At 59.4% G+C, this 23,845-nt stretch carries 17 protein-coding genes and 4 pseudogenes; 9 read left to right on the top strand and 12 right to left on the bottom strand.

Annotated elements, in window-relative coordinates; genetic code table 11:
- Window positions 1-33: 33 nt before the first annotated feature.
- The gene (locus APQ99_RS10130; RefSeq protein ID WP_049892719.1) at window positions 34-1,317 is read right to left on the bottom strand and encodes a dicarboxylate/amino acid:cation symporter; all 1,284 of its coding nucleotides are present in this window, start codon (window positions 1,315-1,317) and stop codon (window positions 34-36) included.
- Between the two features lie 314 nt (window positions 1,318-1,631).
- On the opposite strand from APQ99_RS10130, the gene pyrB reads away from it, so the two are divergent.
- The 3 genes from pyrB to APQ99_RS10115 all read left to right on the top strand — a co-directional run bounded on the left by pyrB (window position 1,632) and on the right by APQ99_RS10115 (window position 5,047).
- Window positions 1,632-2,564 carry an aspartate carbamoyltransferase gene (gene pyrB / locus APQ99_RS10125; RefSeq protein WP_012289640.1) on the top strand — a complete coding sequence of 311 codons (933 nt, stop codon included), beginning with the start codon at window positions 1,632-1,634 and terminating at the stop codon, window positions 2,562-2,564.
- The gene (gene pyrI, locus APQ99_RS10120) at window positions 2,557-3,021 is read left to right on the top strand and encodes an aspartate carbamoyltransferase regulatory subunit (RefSeq protein ID WP_012289641.1); all 465 of its coding nucleotides are present in this window, start codon (window positions 2,557-2,559) and stop codon (window positions 3,019-3,021) included. The genes pyrB and pyrI overlap by 8 nt, the downstream gene beginning before the upstream one ends.
- A 130-nt stretch (window positions 3,022-3,151) precedes the next feature.
- On the top strand, window positions 3,152-5,047 hold the full coding sequence (locus APQ99_RS10115) for an arginine--tRNA ligase (RefSeq protein WP_010904157.1): 1,896 nt from the start codon (window positions 3,152-3,154) through the stop codon (window positions 5,045-5,047).
- A 150-nt stretch (window positions 5,048-5,197) separates the two neighbouring features.
- Here APQ99_RS10115 and arcD read toward each other — a convergent pair whose 3' ends face one another.
- The 5 genes from arcD to APQ99_RS10090 form a co-directional block, all read right to left on the bottom strand.
- On the bottom strand, window positions 5,198-6,655 hold the full coding sequence (gene arcD / locus APQ99_RS10110) for an arginine/ornithine antiporter ArcD (RefSeq protein WP_010904158.1): 1,458 nt from the start codon (window positions 6,653-6,655) through the stop codon (window positions 5,198-5,200).
- Window positions 6,656-7,058: 403 nt separating this feature from the next.
- Window positions 7,059-7,946 carry an ornithine carbamoyltransferase gene (gene argF, locus APQ99_RS10105; RefSeq protein ID WP_010904159.1) on the bottom strand — a complete coding sequence of 296 codons (888 nt, stop codon included), beginning with the start codon at window positions 7,944-7,946 and terminating at the stop codon, window positions 7,059-7,061.
- Between the two features lie 56 nt (window positions 7,947-8,002).
- Window positions 8,003-8,926, bottom strand: coding sequence for a carbamate kinase (gene arcC, locus APQ99_RS10100; RefSeq protein WP_010904160.1), 924 nt, complete (start codon window positions 8,924-8,926; stop codon window positions 8,003-8,005).
- A gap of 238 nt (window positions 8,927-9,164) precedes the next feature.
- Window positions 9,165-10,625, bottom strand: coding sequence for an arginine deiminase (gene arcA, locus APQ99_RS10095; protein WP_010904161.1), 1,461 nt, complete (start codon window positions 10,623-10,625; stop codon window positions 9,165-9,167).
- A gap of 78 nt (window positions 10,626-10,703) precedes the next feature.
- Entirely contained in the window at window positions 10,704-11,495 is a 792-nt protein-coding gene (locus APQ99_RS10090) for an IclR family transcriptional regulator (RefSeq protein WP_010904162.1), read from the bottom strand.
- 604 nt (window positions 11,496-12,099) lie between these two features.
- Between APQ99_RS10090 and rdfA the strand changes: the two genes are divergently transcribed.
- Entirely contained in the window at window positions 12,100-12,729 is a 630-nt protein-coding gene (gene rdfA, locus APQ99_RS10085) for a rod-determining factor RdfA (RefSeq protein WP_010904163.1), read from the top strand.
- Between the two features lie 104 nt (window positions 12,730-12,833).
- A complete protein-coding gene (sph1, locus tag APQ99_RS10080) occupies window positions 12,834-14,723 on the top strand; it encodes an SMC-like protein Sph1 (RefSeq protein WP_010904164.1) in 1,890 nt (629 codons plus the stop codon).
- Between the two features lie 351 nt (window positions 14,724-15,074).
- On the opposite strand, the gene APQ99_RS10075 is transcribed toward sph1, so the two are convergent.
- Window positions 15,075-16,337: a tyrosine-type recombinase/integrase gene (locus tag APQ99_RS10075; RefSeq protein ID WP_012289643.1), complete on the bottom strand. Its 1,263-nt coding sequence runs from the start codon at window positions 16,335-16,337 to the stop codon at window positions 15,075-15,077.
- A 404-nt stretch (window positions 16,338-16,741) separates the two neighbouring features.
- Window positions 16,742-16,972, bottom strand: coding sequence for a hypothetical protein (locus APQ99_RS10070; protein WP_010904166.1), 231 nt, complete (start codon window positions 16,970-16,972; stop codon window positions 16,742-16,744).
- Window positions 16,973-17,284: 312 nt separating this feature from the next.
- On the opposite strand from APQ99_RS10070, the gene APQ99_RS10065 reads away from it, so the two are divergent.
- Window positions 17,285-18,289, top strand: a complete 1,005-nt coding sequence (locus APQ99_RS10065) for a hypothetical protein (protein WP_010904167.1) — start codon at window positions 17,285-17,287, stop codon at window positions 18,287-18,289.
- Between the two features lie 11 nt (window positions 18,290-18,300).
- Here APQ99_RS10065 and APQ99_RS13005 read toward each other — a convergent pair.
- Window positions 18,301-18,535 (bottom strand): annotated as a pseudogene (locus APQ99_RS13005) (RNA-guided endonuclease TnpB family protein); the annotation flags it as partial.
- Between APQ99_RS13005 and APQ99_RS13085 the strand changes: the two are divergent.
- The 3 pseudogenes from APQ99_RS13085 to APQ99_RS10050 all read left to right on the top strand — a co-directional run.
- Window positions 18,527-18,699: pseudogene (locus APQ99_RS13085) on the top strand (DUF7558 family protein); the annotation flags it as partial. The pseudogenes APQ99_RS13005 and APQ99_RS13085 sit on opposite strands and share 9 nt — an antisense overlap.
- An 18-nt stretch (window positions 18,700-18,717) precedes the next feature.
- Window positions 18,718-18,916 (top strand): annotated as a pseudogene (locus APQ99_RS13000) (hypothetical protein); the annotation flags it as partial.
- 92 nt (window positions 18,917-19,008) lie between these two features.
- A pseudogene (locus APQ99_RS10050) lies at window positions 19,009-19,250 on the top strand (hypothetical protein); the annotation flags it as partial.
- Between the two features lie 167 nt (window positions 19,251-19,417).
- On the opposite strand, the gene APQ99_RS10045 reads toward APQ99_RS10050, so the two are convergent.
- The 3 genes from APQ99_RS10045 to APQ99_RS10035 all read right to left on the bottom strand — a co-directional run.
- Window positions 19,418-20,209: an ABC transporter ATP-binding protein gene (locus tag APQ99_RS10045; RefSeq protein WP_010904169.1), complete on the bottom strand. Its 792-nt coding sequence runs from the start codon at window positions 20,207-20,209 to the stop codon at window positions 19,418-19,420.
- 617 nt (window positions 20,210-20,826) lie between these two features.
- The gene (locus tag APQ99_RS10040; RefSeq protein WP_010904170.1) at window positions 20,827-22,359 is read right to left on the bottom strand and encodes a hypothetical protein; all 1,533 of its coding nucleotides are present in this window, start codon (window positions 22,357-22,359) and stop codon (window positions 20,827-20,829) included.
- 151 nt (window positions 22,360-22,510) lie between these two features.
- Window positions 22,511-23,845: IS66-like element ISH10B family transposase (locus tag APQ99_RS10035; RefSeq protein WP_148889168.1), on the bottom strand; the 1,335-nt coding region annotated here is incomplete at its 5' end.

Raw genomic sequence — 23,845 nt, 5'->3', positions numbered from 1 at the left:
GCCCGTCCGGGCATCGTTGCCCGCCACACCGGCTCAGTCGTCGGTGCGTTCCCAGACCGTGTTCTCGCGGTCGATCCGGTCGTTCCAGTCCGCGACGAGCGTCGTGACCGCCAGATCACCGGTCACGTTGTTCATGGTCCGAAGCCGGTCGAGGATCGGGTCGACACCGGCGACCATGCCGACGACCTCAAGCGGCAACCCGAGCTGCGTGAGCACCAGCGTGAGCATGATCAGCCCGCTGCCCGGGACACCCGCAGTGCCGACGCTCGCGAGCAGGGCGGTCACGATGACTGTCGCCTGTTCGGCGAGCGTGAGCGTTTGCCCCACCAGATTGGCCGCAAAGATGGCCGCCACGCCCTGATACATCGCCGTTCCGTCCATGTTGATCGTCGCACCGAGCGGCAGCGAGAAGCTGTACACCTCCTCGTCGATCCCGAAGTTCTCGTCGGCGTTGTTCATCGTGACGGGCAGCGTCCCGCTGCTGGAACGGATGCTCAGCGCCGTCACCATCGCTTCTTTGGCGCCGGCGAGGAACGCCCGCGGCGATTCACGCAGCAGCCCCCACTGAATGACGAACAGATACGTGACCCCGATGTGGAGGACCACGGCGAGCGCCAGCGCACCGATGAGTTTTGCGAACGGCAGGATGGCGTCGACGCCTGCCTCCCCGAACGTCGTCGCCATCAACGCGAACACGCCGATCACGCCGTACTCCATGACGCCCCAGACGACGTTGAACATCGCCTCCGAGCCCGCCTCTGCGATCTTGAACACGGCCTGTGCACCGTCGTGCACCGGTGTGCCGGGCTCGAACTCGTCCTGCAGGATCGCGAACGAAATGCCGAGCGCGATCGTGAAAAAGATCGTCGGCAACACGTCCCCGTTGGCCATCGCACCGATCGGGTTCGTCGGAACGACGTTCATCAGCACCGTCCCCAGATCCGGGGCTTGCGTCGTCTCCACGGCGGCATCAGCCACCTCAAGCCCGACTCCCGGGTTGATGAGGTTGCCCGCCAACAGCCCGATGGCGATCGCGACCGCCGTCGTCCCCAGGTAGAGCGCGATCACCTCGCCGCCGATCTTGCCGATGCGGGTCGGCGAAAGCTGCCGCGCTCCCATGAGCAGCGTGAACACGACGACAGGAATGATGATCATTTTGAGCAACCGAACGAACAGCGTTCCGAGCGGCTCAAGCTGTGCGGCTGGCGCGCCGACCGCGAGCCCACAGACCGAGCCGAGAACGAACGCGACCGCGATCCGGTAGATGATCGCAACGGATCGATACGCAGCCCATGCGTCTCGAAGGCGGTTCAACATAGCACAGCATTCCGAAATGCTGGCTGTAAAGCTAACGATACCATATGCTGGCGTCGTTTCAAAAACACATGACGACTGCTTCGTATCCGTGGCGTTCTCGTCACATTCGCTATGGGATCGTCGGGAACTCAACACGCGTTTGAACTCCCACGAATAAAGCTCCTGTTTGGATATTCCGGAAAAACGCGCCATAGCTAGCGAGACCACAGCGGGATCGGCGGATGCTGTCGACGGATGCCGTTGAAACGTTCGATCAGTTAGTTGTTCATGATAGAAAGGAAGATTCAAGTCACCTGGACCGGAGACACAGAGTGATGGATCTCGACCACATCATCACGAGCAAACAACTCTCCCGGGCGGACATCGAGACCGTGCTCGACCGCGCGGCAGAGATCGACGCCGACCCGTCGGCGTTCGCCGACCGGTACGAAAACACCGTGCTCGGACTCCTCTTTTTCGAGCCGAGCACCCGCACCAAGATGAGCTTCGACACCGCGATGAAACGCCTGGGCGGCGACATCGTCGATATGGGGTCCGTAGACTCCTCAAGCGTCAAGAAGGGGGAGACACTCGCAGACACGGTTCGCGTCATCGAAGGGTACGCGGACGCGTTGGTGCTGCGCCACCCCAACCAGGGAGCAGCCCAGATGGCGAGCGAGTTCGTCGACGTTCCGCTTTTGAACGCCGGCGACGGCGCCGGCCATCACCCGACACAGACCCTCCTGGACCTCTACACCATCCGCGAGAACGCCGGCCTCGAAGACCTCACGATCGGCATCATGGGGGATCTCAAGTACGGGCGGACGGTCCACTCGCTGTCCCGCGCGCTCACGAACTTCGACGTCGACCAACACTTCATCAGTCCCGAGAGCCTCCAGCTCCCCCGAGACGTCGTCTACGACCTCGAACAGGAGTCCGGCACTCGTGTCCGCGAACACGACTCCTTCGAGGACGTGCTCCCGGAGCTGGACATCCTTTACGTGACTCGGATCCAGCGCGAGCGGTTCCCCGACGAAAACGAGTACCAGAAGGTTGCCGGAGAGTACCAACTCACCGCCACCCACCTCGAAGCCGCCAAAGACGACCTGACCATCATGCATCCGCTCCCGCGAGTCGACGAGATCGCACCCGAAATCGACGACACCGACCACGCGGCCTACTTCGAGCAGGCACACAACGGGGTGCCGGTTCGCATGGCACTGCTGGATCTGGTGCTGTCCGCCGATGGGGGTGTCGACGATGAGTAGCGACCAACACCTCCAGGTCAGCAAAATCCAGGCCGGAACCGTCATCGACCACATCCCGGCCGGGCAGGCGCTGCAAGTGCTTCAGATCCTCGGGACCAACGGAGCAAGCGACGACCAGATCACCGTCGGGATGAACGTCACCTCGGAACGCCACCACCGCAAGGACATCGTCAAGATCGAGGGTCGAGAGCTGAGCCAGGACGAAGTCGACGTCCTGTCGCTGATCGCGCCCGACGCAACGATCAACATCGTCCGTGACTACGAGGTCGACGAGAAACGTCGCGTCGACCGTCCCGACGTCGTTGCGGGTGTGCTCTCCTGTCCGAACCCCAACTGCATCACCGCCAACGACGAGCCCGTGCGATCCGGGTTCGACGTGCTCGACGACGGGATGCGATGTCAGTACTGCGAACAGATCGTCAGTGAGGACATCCCGTCACTGATAGATCCGGAGTAGGCGGCCGTACTCGTGGTTTTTCGTGGCTTTCTCTCGTTATTGTGTTGATTACTGTTCGACTGCTGCCGGGCGAACCACTGGCCCGGATGTAGCAGAATTTATCGTTCTGGAGGGTGAAGGCTCGCATATAATGCTTTATAACCTTCGGCAGGAACTGCTCGCTGGAATCCGGGCTGCCACCTCTGACGCGGGGTACGACTATGAAGTCGACCAGTCCGCGATCGAACTCGAAGACATCACCGATGAGGAGAAAGGCGAGTTCTCCTCACCGATCTCGTTCTCGATCGCGGCCGCGGCCGGAGCGCCCCCGGTCGATGTCGCGGCGGCGATCGCCGACGCCCACCGCTCCAACGGGCTGCCGGCTGAAGTCGAGGCGGTGACCGTCGAAGGCGGCCACATCAACTACCACGCCGACACGACCGATCTGGCAGACGCGACGCTGTCGACGATCCTCCGCGACGGTTCGGAGTACGGCACGCGGACGGACGCCGACCCGGACACCATCCTCGCCGACGTGTCCTCGCCCAACATCGCCAAGCCGCTGCACGTCGGCCACTTGCGGAACACGATCCTCAGCGATGCAGTGATGAACATCCTGGAGGCGCGCGGCCACGACGTCACGCGGGACAACCATCTCGGGGATTGGGGCGTGCAGTTCGGGAACCTGATGCACGAGTACACCGAGTTCGGCGACGAAGCGACGCTGGAAGACGACGCCATCGAACACCTCCTGGATCTCTACCAGCAGTTCGAGCAGCGGGACTCGATGCTCGCGGATCTCGAAGACGATGAGACCGTGACCGACCAGTTCGCCGACGCCGTCACCGAGGAACGTGACTACCACGCCGACAGCGGCAAGGAGTGGTTCACCCGGCTCGAGCAGGGCGACGAGGACGCGACTGCCCTCTGGGAGCGGTTCCGTACCGTGAGCATCGATCGCTTCAAGCAGACCTACGACGACCTCGATGTCGCATTCGACGTTTGGAACGGGGAGAGCTTCTACGCTCAGGAGGGCTGGAACGACGTCATCATCGAGAAGGCGATCGAGAACGACGTCGCGATGCGCGGCGAGGGCGAGTCGGTGTACATCCCGGTGTACCCTGACGACTACGAGAACGTCGGCGACCCGCAAGCGGCAGACGTGGACGCCTCGCTCGATCGCGCACGCCAGATGCGGGAGGCCAACGACGACCTCGAAGACGCCGACTTCGATCCGTTCTACATCGTCAAGTCCGATGGATCGACGCTGTACGGAACCCGCGACCTGGCGACGATCGAGTACCGGATCGAGGAATACGACGCCGATCAGTCGGTCTACGTGGTGGCAAACGAACAGAACCAGTACTTCCAACAGCTGTTCGTCGCTGCCCGAAAGATGGGATACAACGACATCAAACTTAAGCACATCGATTACGGGCTGATCAGCCTCCCCGAAGGGAGCATGTCGACACGGAAAGGACAGATCATCACCGCCCGGGAAGTCCTTGATCGTGCCCAGGACCGCGCCGAGGAGATCATCGCGGAGAAAGGCCGAATCGACGACGCCGAAGCCCAATCGGTCGCAACCAAGATCGCGCTCGCAACCATCAAATACGAGATGGTGGCGGCCAAACGCGAACGCGACACGACGTTCGACATCGACGAGTCGGTTGCACTGGAGGGCGACACCGGACCGTACGTTCAGTACGCGGCAACCCGTGGCTACAGCATTCTGGACGGAGCGGACGCCGCTCCCGAGATCGACGACCTCGATCCATCGGTGTTCAACGACACCGATGTGGAGCTGCTGTTCGAGCTGGCCCGCTACCCACTCGTCCTGGAACGCTGTGAGGAACGGTACGACGCGGCACCGCTTGCCCACTACCTCCTCCAGCTCGCACACGTGTTCAACTCCTTCTACCACAAGAACGCGGTCTTGGACGCCGAAAACGCACGCACGGAGCGCCTCCTGCTGACGAAGGCAACGACACAGATCTTCGACAACGGCCTCGGCCTGCTCGGCATCGACGTGCTCGAAGAGATGTAACCGCGCTGGACATCGTTGAATCGGTTTTGAGGTCCGTGAAACTCGGTTGGCAGCTACTACGATCGCTGTAAGAACGACACAGGAGCGCCGGTGTCTTCCGTACGGACTAGTAAAAAAGACGGCTCGAAGACCGGATCCGAGACGCCGACGTTATGCGGCCGTATCGGCCGACTCTTCGGGTGACTCCTCGGGGTCTTTCATGTACATCTTCCAGCCGGTGAAACCCATGATAACAACCAGGATGGGCGAGAGAATCCCCACGAAGTAGTACGGCAGATAACTCAACACGGGCACCCCGAGCGCACTGGCCATGAACACGCCACCGGAGTTCCACGGAATCATCGGCTCCGAGACAGTCCCAGTCTCTTCGAGGGTCCGGGACAGGCTCGTTCCGTCGAGATCGTACTCGTCGTTGAGGTCGCGGAACGTCATGCCAGGGATAACGATGGACATGTACTGGTCCGCAGTGAGTGCGTTGATCACGAGCGGGCCGAGCGCGGTGACAAGAGTTGCCCCTCCGACACTATCGACAGCTTTTGCAGTGTTGTGCGCTATAACCGACAATACGCCTGTCGCCTCAAGTATACCTCCGATCGAGAGGGCACCGAAGACAATGGTAATAACCCAGATCGACCCTTCAAGCCCACCGGTACTGAGGAGGTTGTTAACGAGGTCGACACCCGTCTTCGGTCCTGTTCCGCTATAGATGATCTGCCATGCCTCAGCGAACCCACGACCCTGGATGAGGATCGAGACGCCTGCCGCGGAGAACACGCCGGCACCGAGCGACGGCAGCGCGGGGTACCCCTTGATCGCCAACCCGAAGGTAATGACCAGCGGGAGCAACACCAGGACAGAAAGCGTGTATGTGCCTGCCAGACCGCCCTGGATCTGTGCGACTTCCGCGCCTGTACCACCAGTGCCACCGGTCTCTGCCATCAACCCGAGGACGGCGTAGAGTGCAAGAGAGATAACCCCAACGATGATAGTGTTCGGGAACATCCCGCGCACGTGATCCCAGAGGTCAACGTCACTGACACCCGAGGCGAGCAGTGTAGTGTCGGAAAGCGGCGACTGCTTGTCGCCCATGTACACGCCGGAGAGGATCGCACCCGCAGTCAGCGGCGCTGGGATCCCGAGTCCGGAGCCAATGCCGACCAGCGCGATACCGAGCGAGCCGGCTGTCGTCCATGAGGAACCGATTGCCGTCGCAACCACGAACGAAAGGAGCGCTGCCAACGGAACGAAGACCGCCGGTGTGAGGAACTCCAGCCCCCAGTACATGATGAACGGGATCGTCCCAGCATCAACCCAGGACGCGATCAGCATGTAGATAATAAACAGGATAAATATCGCCCCCAATCCCATGACAATGCTGTTTGAAATCCCGTCGAAGAGTTCGTCCCACGTGTATCCCCAGCCGTATCGTGCGATCACACCAGTGAAGGCGATCCCCCAAAGCAGGGGCATTTGGGCGTCAAGGCCCAAAAGAACGATACCGACGGCCAGGAACGTAATCATCCCAGCGATCGGGAGGAGCGCTTGTCCGAACGACGGTCGTTTCTCCGGATCAAAGTCCTCGTAACTTCTCGGTTCGAATTCTACCATTGGTAATTATTTGTTTGTTTTCATTTTAGTTGGCGATCCATCAGCTGCCGTTTGTGGCGTCAGGAGCATCTCTTATTCTCCTACGTGTTGGCGTTATTCCCTGGGTAGGATAAAGCTACCGCCAATTCCTACGGCCGTAGTTAATCCTATTCTCAGATAAATTATTGTCTACAAACTCCACAGCTAGCAATAATTATTATAATTCATATATGATGCTCGGGGCATCTGAGTCAGCTCACTGCTGGCCAACGTCAAACACCTAGGCCGGCTCATCACACCACTGCCAGTGGGCAAGACTAATGAGCGCCTCCGTACTACTACCGCGGCTTGTTCCACAAGTCCCGCTCACGCTGGCCATTCACACAGCGCATACGGCAACAAAAAAGCAGTGAGGTCGATGCAGTTATTGGTTGACGAGCGTGTGGACGATGGCCTTCTGCACGTGCATGCGGTTTTCGGCCTGGTCAAAGATCACCGACTGCGGACCGTCGGCGACCTCCGCCGTGACCTCTTCGCCACGGTGGGCCGGGAGACAATGCATGAAGATCGCGTCGTCGCGGGCGGCGTCCATGAGATCCTGATCGATCTGGAACCCGTCGAACTCGGCGAGCTTCTCCTCGCGCTGCTCCTCTTCGCCCATGCTGACGAACACGTCGCCGTAGACTGCGGTCGCGCCATCAACCGCCTCGTAGGGATCGTTGGTGACGGTCACGTTGGCGTCGCTGACACGGTCCTGGATCTCCTCGTCGGGCTCCATTCCCTCGGGTGTCGCGATCCGACAGTCGACGCCCATCTTCGCGGACGCCTGCATCAGGGAGTGGGCGACGTTGTTTCCGTCCCCGACGAACGCAAGCGTATCGAGGCGGTCTTTCTCCTGCATCGTGAACATGTCGGTGAGCGCCTGACACGGGTGCAGGAAGTCGGTCAGCCCGTTGACGACTGGCACGTCCGCGTTCTCAGCAAGCTCCATCATCTCGTCGTGCTCGAACAACCGAGCCATGATGGCGTCCTCGTACCGGGACATCACCTGGCTCACGTCGGAGATCGGCTCCCCGCGGCTGAGCTGCGAGGACCCCATCTCGAAGAAGATGCCGTGCCCACCGAGTTGGGTCATTCCCGTCTCGAAGGACAGCCGTGTTCGCGTCGACGGCTTCGCGAACAACATCACGAGAGACTTGTTGTCCATCACGCCGGAGAACTCGCCCGGGTTCTCCTTCATGCTCGCCGCCAGGTCAAGCAGCTGTTCGATCTCTTCGCTCTCGACGTCGTTGATGTCTACTAGATGCTCCATCGTGTTGTGTATCTCCGGGTCGACTATTTAATCCTTCGACTGTTCCCAACTCGCGGTCACTCGTCGGCTGGCACGACTGTCGTGCCGGCCGCCCCATCGAGCGCCTCGGTTGCGGTCTCCGGCTTCGTGATGATCGCACGGTCACCGCCGCTTTCGACGAACTCGATGCACGCTTCGACTTTCGGCGCCATGCTCCCCTCACCGAACTCTCCGGCGGCAAGCATGTCCGCCGCTTCCTCGGTTGTGAGTTCGCTGAGTTCCTCCTCATCCTCGGTGCCGAAGTTCCGGTAGACCGCATCGACGTCGGTCAACACGAGGAACTCATCGGCACCGATGTCGGTCGCAAGCGACTGGGCAGCACGATCCTTGTCGATGACGGCCGCAACACCAGTCAGGCTGTCACCGTCTTCGACGACCGGAACGCCACCGCCGCCGCTGCTGATGACCGGCTTCCCGGTTTCGACGAGCGTCTTGATGTGTTCTGCCTCAACGATGTCGACCGGCTTCGGGGACGGAACGACCCGCCGGTATCCCACGTTGCCGTCGCCGTCGGTGCCCTCCTTGACAGGGAAGTCCTTCTCTGAGGCTTCGTCCTCGTCGTAGAACGGACCGATGCGCTTGGTCGGATCGTCGAACGCCGGGTCGTCCTCGTCGACGATCGTCTGTGTGATGACCGTCGCCGGTGTTTCACCGAGCTCTTCGCGGAGCTGCTGCTGGAGGAGGTATCCGATCTGGGCCTGTGACTCGGCACCGAGCACGTCCAGCGGTTTCTCGGCGGCGGACTCCGCCTCCTCGTTCTGCAACAGGAGCTGTCCGACCTGTGGGCCGTTGCCGTGAGTGAAGACGAGTTCGTGTCCGCGTTCGTAGAGATCCACGAAGTGGGGGACAGTCTGCTCGATCGTGTCTCGCTGGTCCTGGATTGATCCTTCGCCACCTCTGAGTAGGGCGTTCCCACCCAGAGCTACAACGGTGTAACTCATGGGTGCCTCGTAGTTACACGGGTGACGCAAAAACTCTTGCGCCGGTTCCCACCCGTCGACCCCGTGCAGAAGCCGCGATACAGCGCAGCACTGACACGAAACGGATCAGCCACGGACCGCAGAACACAGTGAACGTCCCACCGCCGGAACGAACGTGCCCGGTACACCGCAGACACACGCAGTCAAAGAAGAGCCCAACCGCGGTGGACGTGCCTACTCCCGATGCCCGCGTCGACCGCTATTCCGGAGTGCGTCGAAGCGGCGTCGTCATACAGTGGATCGCCCCGTAGCCCGCACGGAGGTTGATGATCTTGCGCCCCTCTCCGTCCGGAATGACCGTGACATCGTAGTCCTCCTGGATCCCATCGATGAACTGCTTCATCACGCCGTCGTCGTCGTCGGAGAAGCGGACTGGCAGGATCTTCCGTGGCCCAACCGTCAGGAAGTTCGTGATGGCCTTCAACGCCATGTCGGTGTCCGGATGGGACGGGTCAACGTAGTCGTACACGTCGACGATTTCGAAGCCCTTCTCGCGCAGGTACTCCCCGAAGTTCACGTCGGGTCGTTCCAGCGTGTACGGCTTCTCGCCGCCGTGGGTTCGTGCGTACACGTCAAGCGTCGTGTTCTCCACGAGTTCCTTGTGGGCGACAACGAGATCGTCGTCGACGAAGTTGAACCACGTGTCGAGGTGCATGATGTCCATCTCGACTTCCCCGTTGTCGTCGTCCTTGTGGGCCTGTGCGGCTTCGAACGGCGCACGAACGAGGCCGACTTCCTCGGATCCGAAGGCGTCGTCCATCAGGAGTCGGTGACCTGCGGCGTACGTGGTCCGATGGACGTACTCGGTGTCATCCTCGGCGATGTCGTGTTTCGGGTACGCCTCTCCTTCGGGAATCTTCGCCGAGACACCGAGCAGCGAGAACTCGCCAGCCGGATAGAAGTCACCGCCCTCAACGAGCACTTCCGTCTCTTGGATGTCGTCGCGCTCGGGGACGTGCTCCGTTACGTCGTGTTCCCGAACCTGGCTCATGTCGGCGACGATGTCGACGTCGAATTCGTCCCCGTCGAGGGCCTCCCAGGACGCGCGAGCGATGTCGACCTCCGGTTTGCGCGTGTCCTCTTTCATCGAGCAGAGCACGACGCCGTTTTGCGTGACGAACTGCTGGTCACGCTGGAAGTACATGTTCGTGAGCGGCTGCTCCAACTGCACACTCGTCGTGTCCCAGCGGTCCGGGTTCGAGCCAGGAACCTCCTCGTCGGAGTGGGAGTGGTGCCGGATGACCTCGGCGTTCCCGAGCACGGCCTGGATCTGCGTATGTGGGCTGAGCTCGTGCAGCCGTGCCCACATCTTGTCGCGCCGGTTGACCTGCTCGTCCTCTCCGAGTTCACTGAGATCGAAGTTGACTCGCGAGGAGAGCAGTGCGTTCATGCCGTTGCCGTTGGCGAGATCGTCGTGGAGATAATGGATCGGGTTCGATGCTGGAAGCGCCGCCTCCAGGTCCTGGCTGAGACTCAGATGCTCCTGTTGGGCGTCGACAAGCGAGAAGTCGTTCAGAAACAGGTTCGGCTCGGGGTCCATGATGCCAACGAACGTTTCGGCCCCCGGGAGGTGCATCCGGACCGCTTGGAGCGGGTCCCATTCGGCGGTCGCCTGCACCTTCGTGCTGTCATCTACGGACTCCGGTGATTCACTACTCATGGGAATTCAGTTGAGTATTCTGGATATAGCCTGATAAAGCCGTCGCCAAAATATACCGATGTTTATGACACGCGGCGGCTACGCTGTCTCTAACCTCACCTCGATTATGTTTGCGGCTTCCATCACGAGTGCGGGGACTTCCCCCGCGAACTCCGCGTTCTGCAGCCGGGTCTTCGGTGCGGTAACGCTCACTGCGCCCGCGACGTCCTCCGTTCGGCCACGAATCGGTGCGCCGATCGATCTGATGCCATGGATCTCCTCCTCGTCGTTGATCGCGTATCCCTGATCGCGGACGGTCGCCAGTTGCTCGCGGAGGGCATCAGGGCTGCCGATCGGGGTGGACGACTCCGTGCCGAACTCGATCTCCGAGATCAACGTCTCCCGACGGCCCTCGGGCAGGAACGCGAGTATCGATTTGCCCGCCGCACTGGTGTGGAGTTTCCGTGGCGTCTCCCGCATTCGGAGGTGATACTCGGTGGTCACTGACTCCTCGCCCATCGATTCGTAGAGGACGATCTGGCGGCCGTCTGACTCCGTGACGAGGTGAGCCGTGTGCCGAGTCTGGGTCGCCAACTTGTCGATCTCTTCGCGTCCGAGCCGGTAGAGATCAGTACTGTTTCGGGCATAGTTCGAGACCGGAACGAACCAATCCCCAAGCTGGTACGTTCCGTCCCCGTCTTGTTCGACGATTCCGACTTGCCGCAGGGTCGCCATGTACGTGTGAATCGTCGCTTTCGTCAGGTCGAGTTCGGTGGTCAACTCTTGGAGCGTTATCCCGCGGTGTTCTTTGATCGCGTCGATGATTTCGACCGCGTTGAGAACGGATGTTATCCGTCGCGGCTCACCGTTGTTGGCGGCTTCTGGGTCCATACTACTCGTATGGATAGCAACTGTTTATACTCCCGTGAATACACGGCCAGGGATTGAAACTATCAAAAACACCGTCCTTGATCGTGAGATGGCACTATTGTGGAGTCTTTCGCCTTGTACAAGCGATTCCGCCTCCGGTGGGCCCGTGACCAAGTACCGCTGGTTGGTTCTCTAAAACGGTCGATTATACACATTGTAGACGGGTATCGCACAGTAACTGGTGAAACGAGGCTTTAACGATGTCCTAGCAGTACAAGATTTTGATAATTGAGGATGGAAATCTGCATCCCGTGAGTGTTTGAAGTACTCAAAAAAGGCATGTAACCACTCCTGATACGACTAAATTATGTGTACAGATAGCTGCAGGCACTGCTTTGAATGTCTTTTGCACGACACTCTCGGATTTATTCGTTGTCTGCTCGGTGAATTTGAGCACATCAAACAACGCGCCAAGGTCGAAACGCACACCGGGATCAGGGATGGTCTACTGGTCGCTCGGGTGGAGCGTCATTTGGGCTGTGATGGCCCGAATAACGCGTGGATGATTCGCACAATCTCTGATCAGCAGGTTTGAATACAGAGAACGAAGCATGCCGAGACGACCATGACGGACCACTGCTGTAAGATCGGGCGCACGATCGCCACCTACGACTTGGGGGAGCGCGCCATCGAAGACGGATTCGACGAGGAACTCGCGGCACGCTGGGTTGGTGACCACGGCTTCCCTGAGACTGCTACACGACCGCTTACGGATTGGTTCAACACGGAGCTGCTGAAATCGGTTTACGACAGCCACAACCGAAAGGCGATCGACGTCCACATCCAATCAGAGTACGATGCCCTCCAATCAGACGACGCGGTGACGCGCGGCGAAATCATCGACGACCTCGCGGACGACGGGATCGACGGAACGGAGCTCACCACCGACTTCGCCACGCGATCAACGATGTACCGCCATCTCACCCAGTGTCTCGGCGCGAACAAAAGCAAACAGCGCTCGAACAGCGACTGGGAATCGGATAAGATCGAATACGCGCGGGACACGATGCGGACGAACATCGAAGACGTGCTCCAATCCCTTGACCGAAAGGGAGAGCTTCCGAACGGCGCGGACGCCACTGTACGAACACAGATTATTCTCCAGTGCCACGTTGACGGGTGTTCTACGCAGACCCGGCTCAGCCGTGCACGAACACGTGGGTTCATCTGTCGAGCCCATTCCGACGTGGCCTAGAACGCCCCGGTTATTGTTAGTACGCTATTGTTTCCGCGGCTCGGATCATCTAGTGAGTGTATAACATCGCTCCTTTTATTATCGATCTAACTAGAACTCAGAGTATGTGGAACGTAGATGTAACTTGCATCGGTGGCATTCGTTCCGGCGAGGCAACACTGCGCCCCGGCCCAAACATCGTTCAAGCTTCGAACTTCCAGGGCAAATCGAGTTTCCTCGCTGCGATCCAGACCGCAATCGGAACCACCGGGCTGCTCACAGAGGATCACCCGTTGATGGAGAACGAAGACGACGGCAAGGTCACGCTTGAAACCGACGAAGAGACGTACACCGTCTCTCTCACGCGAGCGACCGACAGCGACGAACCCGCGATCTCGCGCAGCGGAACGCCATATCTCACACGAGACCAAGACCAGATCGCTGCTCGCTTGTTTGCTGTTCTGGGCGAGGACAATCCCATCCGTGCCGCCGTGCGGGAGGAAAACCAAGAACGCCTGACCGAGCTCTTGAAGAAGCCGCTTGAGACTGAGAACATCGACCTGCGTATCGAGGCGCTCCAACGCGAGATCAAGGAGCTCGAAGACGAAGTCGCCGCAGCCGAAGCCGCCTCCGCGGACCTGCCCGCGGCACAGCAGAAAGTGACGCGGCTCCAAGGGGAGCTTCGCGACCTCAACGAGACACGTGACGAACTCGAACGTAAGGTCGACGAAGAAACCGATCAGCGCGCCCTCCGGGACGAACTGACGGCCAAACAGTCGGATCTCGAACGCGAGGAGGCCCGCCTCGAACGCCTCGAAAACCAGGTCGACCGCCGGAAAGCGCAACTCGACGACAAGGAGGCGGCGCTCGAATCACTCGACATCCCAGACTCCCCCACAGCAGAGGCGGACATCGCCGAAAAGCAGACCCGAATCGACGAATTAGCAGTGAAAATCGACCTGCTTGACGATCTCCACCGCAGCACCAAGGCGATCATCGACGAGGGAGAAATAGATCTCATAACGGACGTCGAACGCACCCTCTCCGGGGACACGTTCTCGTGTTTCGTCTGCGGCGCGGAGACCACGGCGGAAGCGGTCACCGAGCGGCTGAACGAGATCAGTGACCGACAGGAATCGTTGCGGGAACAGCGGGCCACGCTCACCGAGGAGGTGACTCAGATGCAGCAACGAACGCGTGAGATCGAGTCGAAGCGACAGCAAAAGGCAGAGCTCGAAGACGAGATCAAACGACTCCGCGTCGATATTCAGGAGGACCAACACGAGGTCCGGTCGATCGAAGCGACCATCGAGGAGCTTCAGGCGGAGATCGAACAACGCGAAGCCGAGTACGAAGCGGCTGAGAAGGCGGGCGAATCGCACAGCGCCGAACTGAAAACGATCCAGCAGAAGATCGGCAGCACGGAAACCAAGTTGGATCGAGCCCAAGCCGAACTCGAGCGTATCGAAGCGGAACTGCAGAAGCGAAACGACCGCCAAGAACAGCTGGAGACGAAGCGAGACGAGCTTGAAACCCTCAGACAGCGCCGGAAACAGAAGTACAACGAGCTCGTCAACCAGTTCGACGCAGCGATGGCGGACATCATCGGTCGGTTCGCACCCGGCTTTGACGGGGCGTACCTCGACCAGAAGACCGATGCAAACGACACTGTCGGATTCGAAATCAATCTGGCGCGCGACGGCCACACAACCGATTTAGACACTCTCAGCGAGGGGGAGCGCGAGCTGGTTGGGATCGTGACGGCGCTGGCGGGCTACCGAACGTTCAGTGTCGGCGACCGGGTTCCGTGCATTCTTTTGGATGGTATCGGACAGCTCGCAGCGGAACACATTCGGCACATGATCGAGTATCTAGAGAACACGGCCGAGATCCTGGTGACAACCGCGTATCCCGAAGCTGGATCGTTCGACGGTGAAACGGTGTCACCGGAACACTGGGATGTCATCTCACACGAGACAGCCCAGTCGAGAGACCACCCTCAAATCACGAATTAACAGCGACCGTTGCATTCGGTCGTGCACCATAGAGGCGGGTCGGACGTGTCCGAACGACTCGCTGTACATCGTCTGTCGGGGGTGATCGACACTCTCGTGCTTCAGTTGAACGTTGTCGCTTTTATTGGGAAATGCTGCTGAGAGTGTATTCACTGGCTTCCTACGTCCCGTGGATGGATCGAACCGCAATCTGGGACAGACTTACTATGTCTCAAATTCATGCGGGAGTCTGGTCCATGACCCGTATACAGATACGAGCGACCTTCCATGCTGAACGCTGTGCGCTTTGCAGGCACGCGCAAAGGACCCTATCCAAACAGCACCCAGGCAAAAGATATCGCGGTATATAATTTATGACGAGGGGTTGTCCTCGTCTCCATTCCACGAACGCGGCGCCGGGTCCACGTCTTCGATCCCCGCTGTAGCCTTATCACCGAGCTTCCCGGCTTCGATGTGTGAATACCGCTGTCGAACCATCTCCTCGGAGTTATCCAGGTACCGAGCTGCAACGGTATACCCGAACGACCGCACGAGGATTTCCCCCATCCCGCGACGCCCACCATGGGGCGCGAGATAGTCGTGGTTCGGATCCGAAACATCGATGTCAGCCGCGTCGGTGAGGCGGTCAAGCACGTTTCGCGCCCCTTTCGTGGTCATCGACTGTGGCCGAACGTTCTCATCAAGCGCCAACAACAAGTCACGTGCATGGGTTGCCCGGCGACGCTCGATTTCCGCGTCGGTGACCCCCCGATCGGCCAGCGTCTCTCGAAGCAGGTTCCCCAGACTCCGCGGGCTAAACGTCGGGAAGACGGGCCAACGGTCCGAGGGCGGATCGAGCAGAGTCCGGTATGCTTCGAGTGGCTGGACAACTGGATCCGGCAGACTTGCCGTATCCCACTGCTGCTTTTTCCGGTAGACGGTGATGCTTCCGTCGTCGACGTTGACTTCTTCCCACCGAAGCCCCCGTCGACGAGGATCGGATGGATCTCGGAGCAGTTCCCCGATTCGAACCGCGGTGTAGGCAACCACGTACACGAGCGCTCTATCCCGTGCCGCCTTGATCGCGTAATACCTGCTGCTGGCGCGCTCCGGTGACTCCGCACCTGTCTGACGGTGTTGTTGGAGTGCGGTTTTGAACTGTTCTGTCACGAATTCAGTGAGCTGATGACGGTGATCCGGACTCCATGCTTGCTGATCTCCAGGGCGGCGCCCATCGTCGTCCGGCAGTGGTCCCCGAGCTGTCGAGCGCTTCGCGTAGTGCACATCGAGATATCCCTCCGTCACACACCACCCAGTCCACGAGGACAGGTAAGCGTAGTACGTCTGTGTGGTGTTTTGCTTCAACCCGCGCTCGTTGGCGAGATGCCGTGCATAGTCGCGGAACACCGTCTCAGAGAGGTCGCTAAACCGTGGCTCGCGGCTGTCAGCCGCCGGAACAACTCCGACCCATGAGTCCGGTCCTCCGTCACCGCTTGCCCAGTCACGGAATTGATTGAGCTCTCGCTCGACGTTCCGCCGGTAATGGCCGCCCCCTCCGTCGCGACCCTTGCCGATGTCTCGGAGATATGGCTGGAAGCTCGCTTCGATCCGAGTCCCGGATTTGTTATGCGACACCGTGATTCCCCCGACCAGACCGATCCCGTGTGTTAGCGTCGACTCGCCACCAGGGCTGCCGTAGCGACTCGTACTGCCTTGATTTCATCGGTAATCAGCTATTGCCAGCGCTAGCTCTGTAAAGATTGGGTGTGATTAGCGCAGTAATTAATCACACTCATTTGGGTGAGAGCTATTCTCTACATACCAATGAGCTAGCACGCTGTGCCCAGCAGCTATCGAACGACTAATAAATCTTATATTGATATATAGAATGCAGTCACTTTCGAGCACAGATTCTGCGTTTGGAAATCTACGAATTACCAATTAAGCAACCATACTAGCCAGAACTGAGCGAATTTACCACGAGCAAGAAATACAGTCACATAGGTTTTGTTCGTACCAGAGAGTGGAATGTGGATGGGTTAGAGTCCGAGTTTGCGAAGGACGTACCACGTGAACGTCGGTACAGCACCCGCTATGAGAAGGACACCTGCGACGACGACGGACTCTGGGACTGCTGCTGCCGAAAGCAACTCTCCGGTCGCTAACACGCTGATTCCGGTTGTCAAGCCGAGAAGCGTGTATCCGAGAAGTGGACGACGGAGATCCTCTTCAAGCTCGTTTCGAACGTCTGTTAGTGTGTTTTTTACCATCGTTTCAAATATTCTCTAATAACCGTTCCAGACAGTGGATACTTGTAACCACATAGTTATGACGAAACCTGATCGACTACATGGGGGGCTGACGAACTGCTCGCAGAGGCCCAAGCTGACATCAACGAAATGCAACTTCCGGCACCTCCACGGTTCCCAGCGAGGAGAATTGCGACGATTGGTTTCCCCACGAGTACGGGCCTGTCTCACAGGTTCCCGAACACGGGTGAGTTAGATGCCTTGATCGAAAATTGGGGGTGAGAGAATCCCTGACAGCAAGTTATTTAGATATCTGTCTACTTGTTAGAAAAAATGCCATCCGGTAAGTCACGACGGCGAGTCCTCGCGGGTGCCGGTAGCGTCATACTCGGCGGGAGTGTCGCAGCCTTCGGCACTGACGCCATCACCGTCAACGGAAACGCAACTGGTTCCACCCAACTCGGCGCTGATGACCTTACCGCCGGAACGATTCCGGCGAGTGCAGACACACTCGCCGTGGCTCAGATCAACCGAGGAGAGCCTCCGGAGCCTGTCCGTGCCGTCGCCGGATCCGTCGCCGAAGCTCTTCCGTTTGCTTCAGTTCCCGCTCGACTCCGTAGGCTGATGTCCACGGGTTCGTCCCAGGCTGTCGATGCGTCGCGCATCGGAAAACTCGCATTCATCGGCTCTGCCGGTGGTCGTGGTGCGGTCGTCGTCTGGGCAAACTGGACGGAAGAACACTTCGCTGACTTCGTCGGTGTCGATAGTTCCACCGACCGCCAGGCTGAGATGCGCCACGGTCGGCCAATGTACACCACCGGGGAAACGGCCGGGAGCGTGCTCGCAGAGACCGCGTTCGTCGTCGGTCACCCGTCGATCGTCGCGGACACCATCGGAGTCTGGCATGGTGACACGGACCCAATCGGCGAATCGACTCTTCGGACGTACTCCCTGACCCAGCGACAGTCCCCGTTTCGGTTCAGCCTCGGCGACATTCAATTACCGTGTAACTCCGTTAGCCCTGTTCGGAAACCGCCAGTGTACGACCACGTTACACGTCGGTATGGGGCTATCTCGGACGACGGAGAGCTTCGTGTGTCAATGACGCTGGACTCACAGGTACCCACCACAACACTTGCAGCCGCGCTCCGTCGAGACCTTGGGCTTGCCGGAGCGGCGGCTGCTCGGGTAGATCTCCCAAGTGATGCCGTTTCGGCACTCTCTGTCCATGAGGAAGCCGACGCTGTGGCAGTTCAGTTCTCTCCGGCGGATAGACCACGCCACGGTACGCTTACCGATCTCTTCTGTTCCCTTTCCCAGCTCGTTACTGAGGAGTGACGAAGGGTTCATCGGGAGACGCACAGGAAGCCGACGACGACCGTACCGTTCTCGGTTGTGTCGATTTCCCAGTTCTGATTGTTGACGGCGAATGGCTGACTCCCTGGGTGGCGAATTCTCCCAATCGTTACTTTGATCCGATTTAGCCTCTCGAATGGCCTGGTTTCGGATAGCCGAGTAGAGGTCGCTGTTGATGCTGGCAGTGGTCACGTATTTGCCGAAGTCGCCGTTTTCCCACCCATCGAGCGTGATCACCACGCTTGGGACGGCTGTGGGATCGTCGTCAACGCGCTTTCGCGTCGAACTCGCCCATCTCAAGGGATCGCTCCAACTGTGTGCTCGGTGTCGCCCTGGTGGGCCCCGCCACGTACTGGACTCGTGACCTCAAGAAACATCCTGTGGCCAAGTGAGGCTCAATTGTACACATTATGAGTACCGATAAGAAACGCGTACAGTTCCGGGCCCCCGATCGGCTCATCGACCGGGCCGACGCACTGGCCGCAGTCGTCCGGGGAAGACCGAACAGATGTCCTCGTGACCGCGCTTCGGGAGTACCTCCAAGACGCCGCTCATGACGACGCACTCACCCAGGAGATCGCTGCCGGCTATTACGACGATGGGATCAGCGACGCCCGTAGCTGGGACGCAAAGAGCTACGTGCAACGAGCCCGCTCGTTGTGCGAGGGGCCCTGACACCGAGGAGGATACTTCGGAGTGAACAGGAATACACGGCCGACAGCGAGTCGCTCCAAGAGCTAGTTGCGACGAAGTACTACGACAATCATCTCGAGTTCGAGACGGTCAAGCAACTGGTCGGTGCCGAGACCGCCCAGCGACTCCGCCTGTTCAAAGCGGATCTCGAGGACGAACCTCTCGATCTTGCTGTGCCAGACGACGCCGACATCTACGAGGGCGGCGGGGGGTAACGACGGTTGAGTCTGCGAGCGACGACGATCGATGAGCGACCGGGACTGCGAACGGTCATCGCTGACACGAGCGCCCTTGTTGGTCTCGCCAATCATCTCGGAAGTGACGCCATAGCACGAACGAGACAGCGTCGGCAACGTTCCTCGGCATCGTCCACCTAGTCATTGAGTCGACCATGCACAGTTGGGGAGAAAAGGAGTATTACGCTGACCTGCTTACTCCGGTATCGCTTGGCGATTCATCCGCCTCGTAGGCCTCGTCGGTGGTGACTTCAAGGAAGACATCTTCGAGGGTGCTCTCGCCGCCCGCTTCCATGCGGTCTTTGAGTTCCTCGGGCGCTCCCTCCGCGACTAATTCGCCGTCGTAGAGAATCCCGACCTCAGTCGCCAACTCCGCCACGACTGGGAGGATGTGTGTTGAGAGGAAGACCGTCCGATCACCAGCGGCTAATTCGGTGATCGTGTCTCGGACAGTGCGCGCCGCCCGCGGGTCGAGTCCGCTGGTTGGTTCGTCGAGGATAACGACATCAGGCTCGTGCATGAGTGCCTGAACCAGCCCAGTCTTCTGTTTCATTCCCTTGGAGTACGTCGAAATCCGGTCGTCTGCGTCACCCGTCAAATCAAACCGATCCAGCAACTCCTCGATGCGATCTTCGATCTCGACTGGGTCCATATCGCGGAGGCCGCCGTGGTACTCCAGTTGTTCACGGGCGGTGAGTTCGTCGTAGATCGGTGGCAACTCAGGTAAGTACCCGATGTGGGGAATGATTGCCTGTCGGTTCGTGATGGGGTGGCCGGCGACGTGGCCGGCGCCGCTGGTTGGCTCGGTGAGCGCCGTCAGCATGCGGATTGTCGTCGTTTTCCCCGCGCCGTTCGGCCCGAGAAACCCATATACGTGGCCCGCTTCGATGGCCAGAGTAAAGCCTGAAACGGCTGTCGTATCGCCGTATTCTTTCGTGAGATCGTCTGTGGTGATCGCCAGGTGGTCGGTCATTACTTGATGTATTGAACTTCGCCCGTATTGAGAGTGCCCTTGTTATCAGCGAACGCAGACGATACGTACGTTTCGCTGATCAGCCTCCCGGAATTATTATCTTCCGTTTATGATGAACAGTTGGCTATGAGCGAGACCACGTTCACGGATGCGCCGCGAAGTCAACAGGTTAGATTCATCCCCGGTGCGGTAGTGATCGCTGTCGCAATAGCGGGGGCCCTCTCTTTCCGCCGCCAGATGACATGCGAACTGTCTTCGCCATCGTCGTAGGCCGCCTCACCGCAGCACTCCGCAATTGGGCGGTTTTAGCTCGTCGCTAAACACCAATCGTTCTGAGAGCGCAGTTGTTTAGTAATTCTTGACCTCGCGGCTCTGTGAATACCGATTGGATAGATACTGCTTGTGGCGAAACAGTGGTCACTGGAACCATATCCAAGTATTATTTCATGTTGGACTTCTTGAATTAGGGTATTGGGGGCGTGACAGGCACGCGCTCTGTACGTACCGATTCAGTCGCTTCAGCTTCAGGACCGTCTGAATGACGAAACCGCGCCAGCAACCACTGTTACTGTTCTCATTCGCACCGTTTAGAATCCCGCCATGGCTGGATCTCGTGGTCATGGGAGGGTGTACTCGTTGAATCGGGCGACTGCCCGTCGATAAGCCAGAGCCGCTACGGCGATAGCGAAAAGGCTGGTCACGATGAGTGCCCCGATTCGAACTACTGGCATAGAGGCGCCGAGTGCCGTCGCTACTGGCCCGCCGACGAATCTGGCTCCATACACCATGTATGCCGGAATACAGACGAGTCCAACGACTGCGAACACCTTTCCCCACTTGAAAACGCCACCACTCTCGGTGTACGCTGTGATGTCGGTGAATGGGATTGCCTCTGCTCGGATCGCATAGTACGGCGCATCCAGGCCCAGCATAGCCGAAACCACCACGCTACACGCGATGAGCACGATACCTACAACACCCAGCACCAGCAGTTCAACGCCAACAAGTGGACTCCCAAGGCCCAGCAAGAGAACCACCAGCAGTGTGAACGGGCCGCTAATCGTGATGCCAGCGAATACGGTCCCCCGAATGAAGTGTCGTCCCGACACCGAGGTGAGCGTCATCGGTAACGATGCGTATTCGGTTCCAACCAGCTCGGCTCCGAAGGCGAGTGCCGTTCCGACCGCAGACAGAAATACGAGTCCGACAAGTGCCACGCCAGGCACCTCGCCAGCGGCGAAGATCGGGAGAAACACGAGTGGGGCGAGCATGAGCAGATAGCCCTGGAAGAGGAGTCCAATGGGGACACGGCGCTCTTGGAGCCAGCGCTTCCGTGCGACCGTCAACACCGGCCGCGACACCCAGCCGGCGAACAGCCACTCGGCGAGGCCTGTGCCGACCAGAGACCGGGAGCGGTGAAGTACTGACCCGCTGACGCGGTCAGCCGTCCAGACACGCTCAGTCAACGCGATCGTGGTTCCCATTAGGACGGGAAATCCCACAACAGTCACGCCGAGCGCACTGAGACCGCGAGCTGGCTCAGTGGGGACGTCTGTCAGCCCGAACAGGGCAAGATCGACGAACCACCCCGGTGGGACTACTTGAAGCCAGTCACAGGCACCTTGATTCGAGAGGGGGCCCTGGAGTATGGTGATCCAGATGAGGAACCCGAGAATGAAAGTGAGGACGTAGGTGTAATTCTTGTATCGCCGGAGGCGCGGCGACCGGCTCGTAGCGAGTTTCGTGGCCAGACTGAGGACAACACCGAGCAGGGCGGCGAGCGTGACAAATCCCACAACCGCGACACCGACGGTAACGGCCGTAGCGGGTGTTTGTGAGCCGAGTGCGAGCCCAACGGCGACAGCGAGAGCTGGGAGGAACACCGGGACAGCCACTTGGCGGTACACGGTGAACACCAGTCCAAGCGCTGCCTCGTGCGCGCCGACCGTCGTCAACAGGTAGCCCGTATCGAGACGCTCATTCACGCTTGACGTCCGCTGTATTCCCAGCGAAAGAAATGTGATGAACCCCGCAACTGCTGCGGTCTGAATGGCGCTGACCGGCAGTGTGAAGTCGCCACGAGCTATCAACTTCCCAATTAAGTATGCGCCGGTGCCGCCCCCGATAGAGAGCACAATGAGGGTGATCATACGGAGCGCCCGCCACGTAGCGGAGTGGCCGGGTTGGCGCTTGTTCCGCGTGCGTTCGATGCGCGCGATTTGGAGGGCGTGGCGGAGCCAGGAACGAACGTTCACTATTGTGTTGGGATACTTACACCGCACTTACAAAAAAGGTACGTGTTTACCCCGAGGTCTCAACAACCGGCACAGTCTGCTCTCGTGAGATCATTTCGTTGTCGTGGACAACCCGCGTAAGTTCCTCGTATGGGTTGCGTCCCTGCTGGCGCCACGTCGCCAGCAGGGACAAGATCGTCTCGTGAACGAACATGCCACGGTCGTTCCGGAGTGTTCCGATGATTTTCCGGAGAACAACAGGTTCACGAAGGGCGTTTTCTGCGGCATTGTTCGTCGGGGAGACCGCTGGCTCACCGACGAAGGTGAGCCAGTGGTCGAGTCCACCTTCGATCTTCCCGAGGAGTGTTGCCACTGGTTCGTCGGTCACTGACCGCTCAACGAGCGATCTGAGGCCGTCCTGACACGCTCGATGCATCTGTGCTCTCGCACGAGGATCTGGGTCGGTCTCCAGCCACGACTGGAGACCGACGAACATCTGCTTGAGATACCGGTACACCGGTTCTGCCTCCTCGTGGTCACTAGCAACGTCTTCAGCCTCCCGGAGAAGATGTGCCCAGCACCGCTGAAGCGTACTGCTGAACGCTGGATACGCCGTCCACCCATCACAGATGACCGTTCCCGCGAAGTCCTCGCCAAGGACTTCCGCGGGAACATCACTCCCACGACTCTCTCTGACCGCGTACAGCGTATGCTCGTCCGTCCGAAACGTCCAGATCCACGCTTGGTCACCGTCACGCTTGATGCCGGTTTCGTCAACGTGGACGATTTCAGCCTCCTGAATCTCTCGACGGATCTGCTCGTACTCACAGCGACCGGCGCGCGCAGCGCGCTCGGTCGCGTGCCACGCGGATGCACCTGAGAGTTCGAGTCCGTGAAGTTGCTCGAAGCGGTCCGTGATTTTCCGGTAGGGAAGGCGGTGATCGTACCGTGACAGGGCAGATTGCGCGATGACGTTCACCCCGAACTGCCCCTCATCGGGGCAGTCGGGGTGAGTCGCAACCGTCTCAGTTCCACAGGAGTCGCATTGGTAGCGGTGTCGGTTGTACTGGGTGACTTCTGGTGGCTGTGGATCCGGGACTTCCTCGACGAGTCGGGGGCTGACGCCCACCGACTCGTCGAAGTGGTCGCCACACTCGGGACAACAGTCAGAGGTGACCTCGATTTCTTCATCAGGATCGGGCGGAGAGCGCCACTCCGGGTTGTGACCGTCCTTTCGACCGGGAGTACCACCATCAGTTCGGACATCGTCGTCTTCGTCGTCCTGCGAGGTCGGGGACTCGTCGGTCCCCGACCGTCGCTTACTGGGTGGAGTGTGTGGATTCTCGTACTTCCGGAGACGTGTTTCGAGTTCTTCGATCCGCTCTTGCTGCTCTTCGATCCG

Source organism: Halobacterium salinarum DSM 3754 (assembly GCF_008124605.1).
Lineage (GTDB): Archaea > Halobacteriota > Halobacteria > Halobacteriales > Halobacteriaceae > Halobacterium > Halobacterium salinarum.
This window is presented reverse-complemented; position numbering and strand designations above follow the sequence as displayed.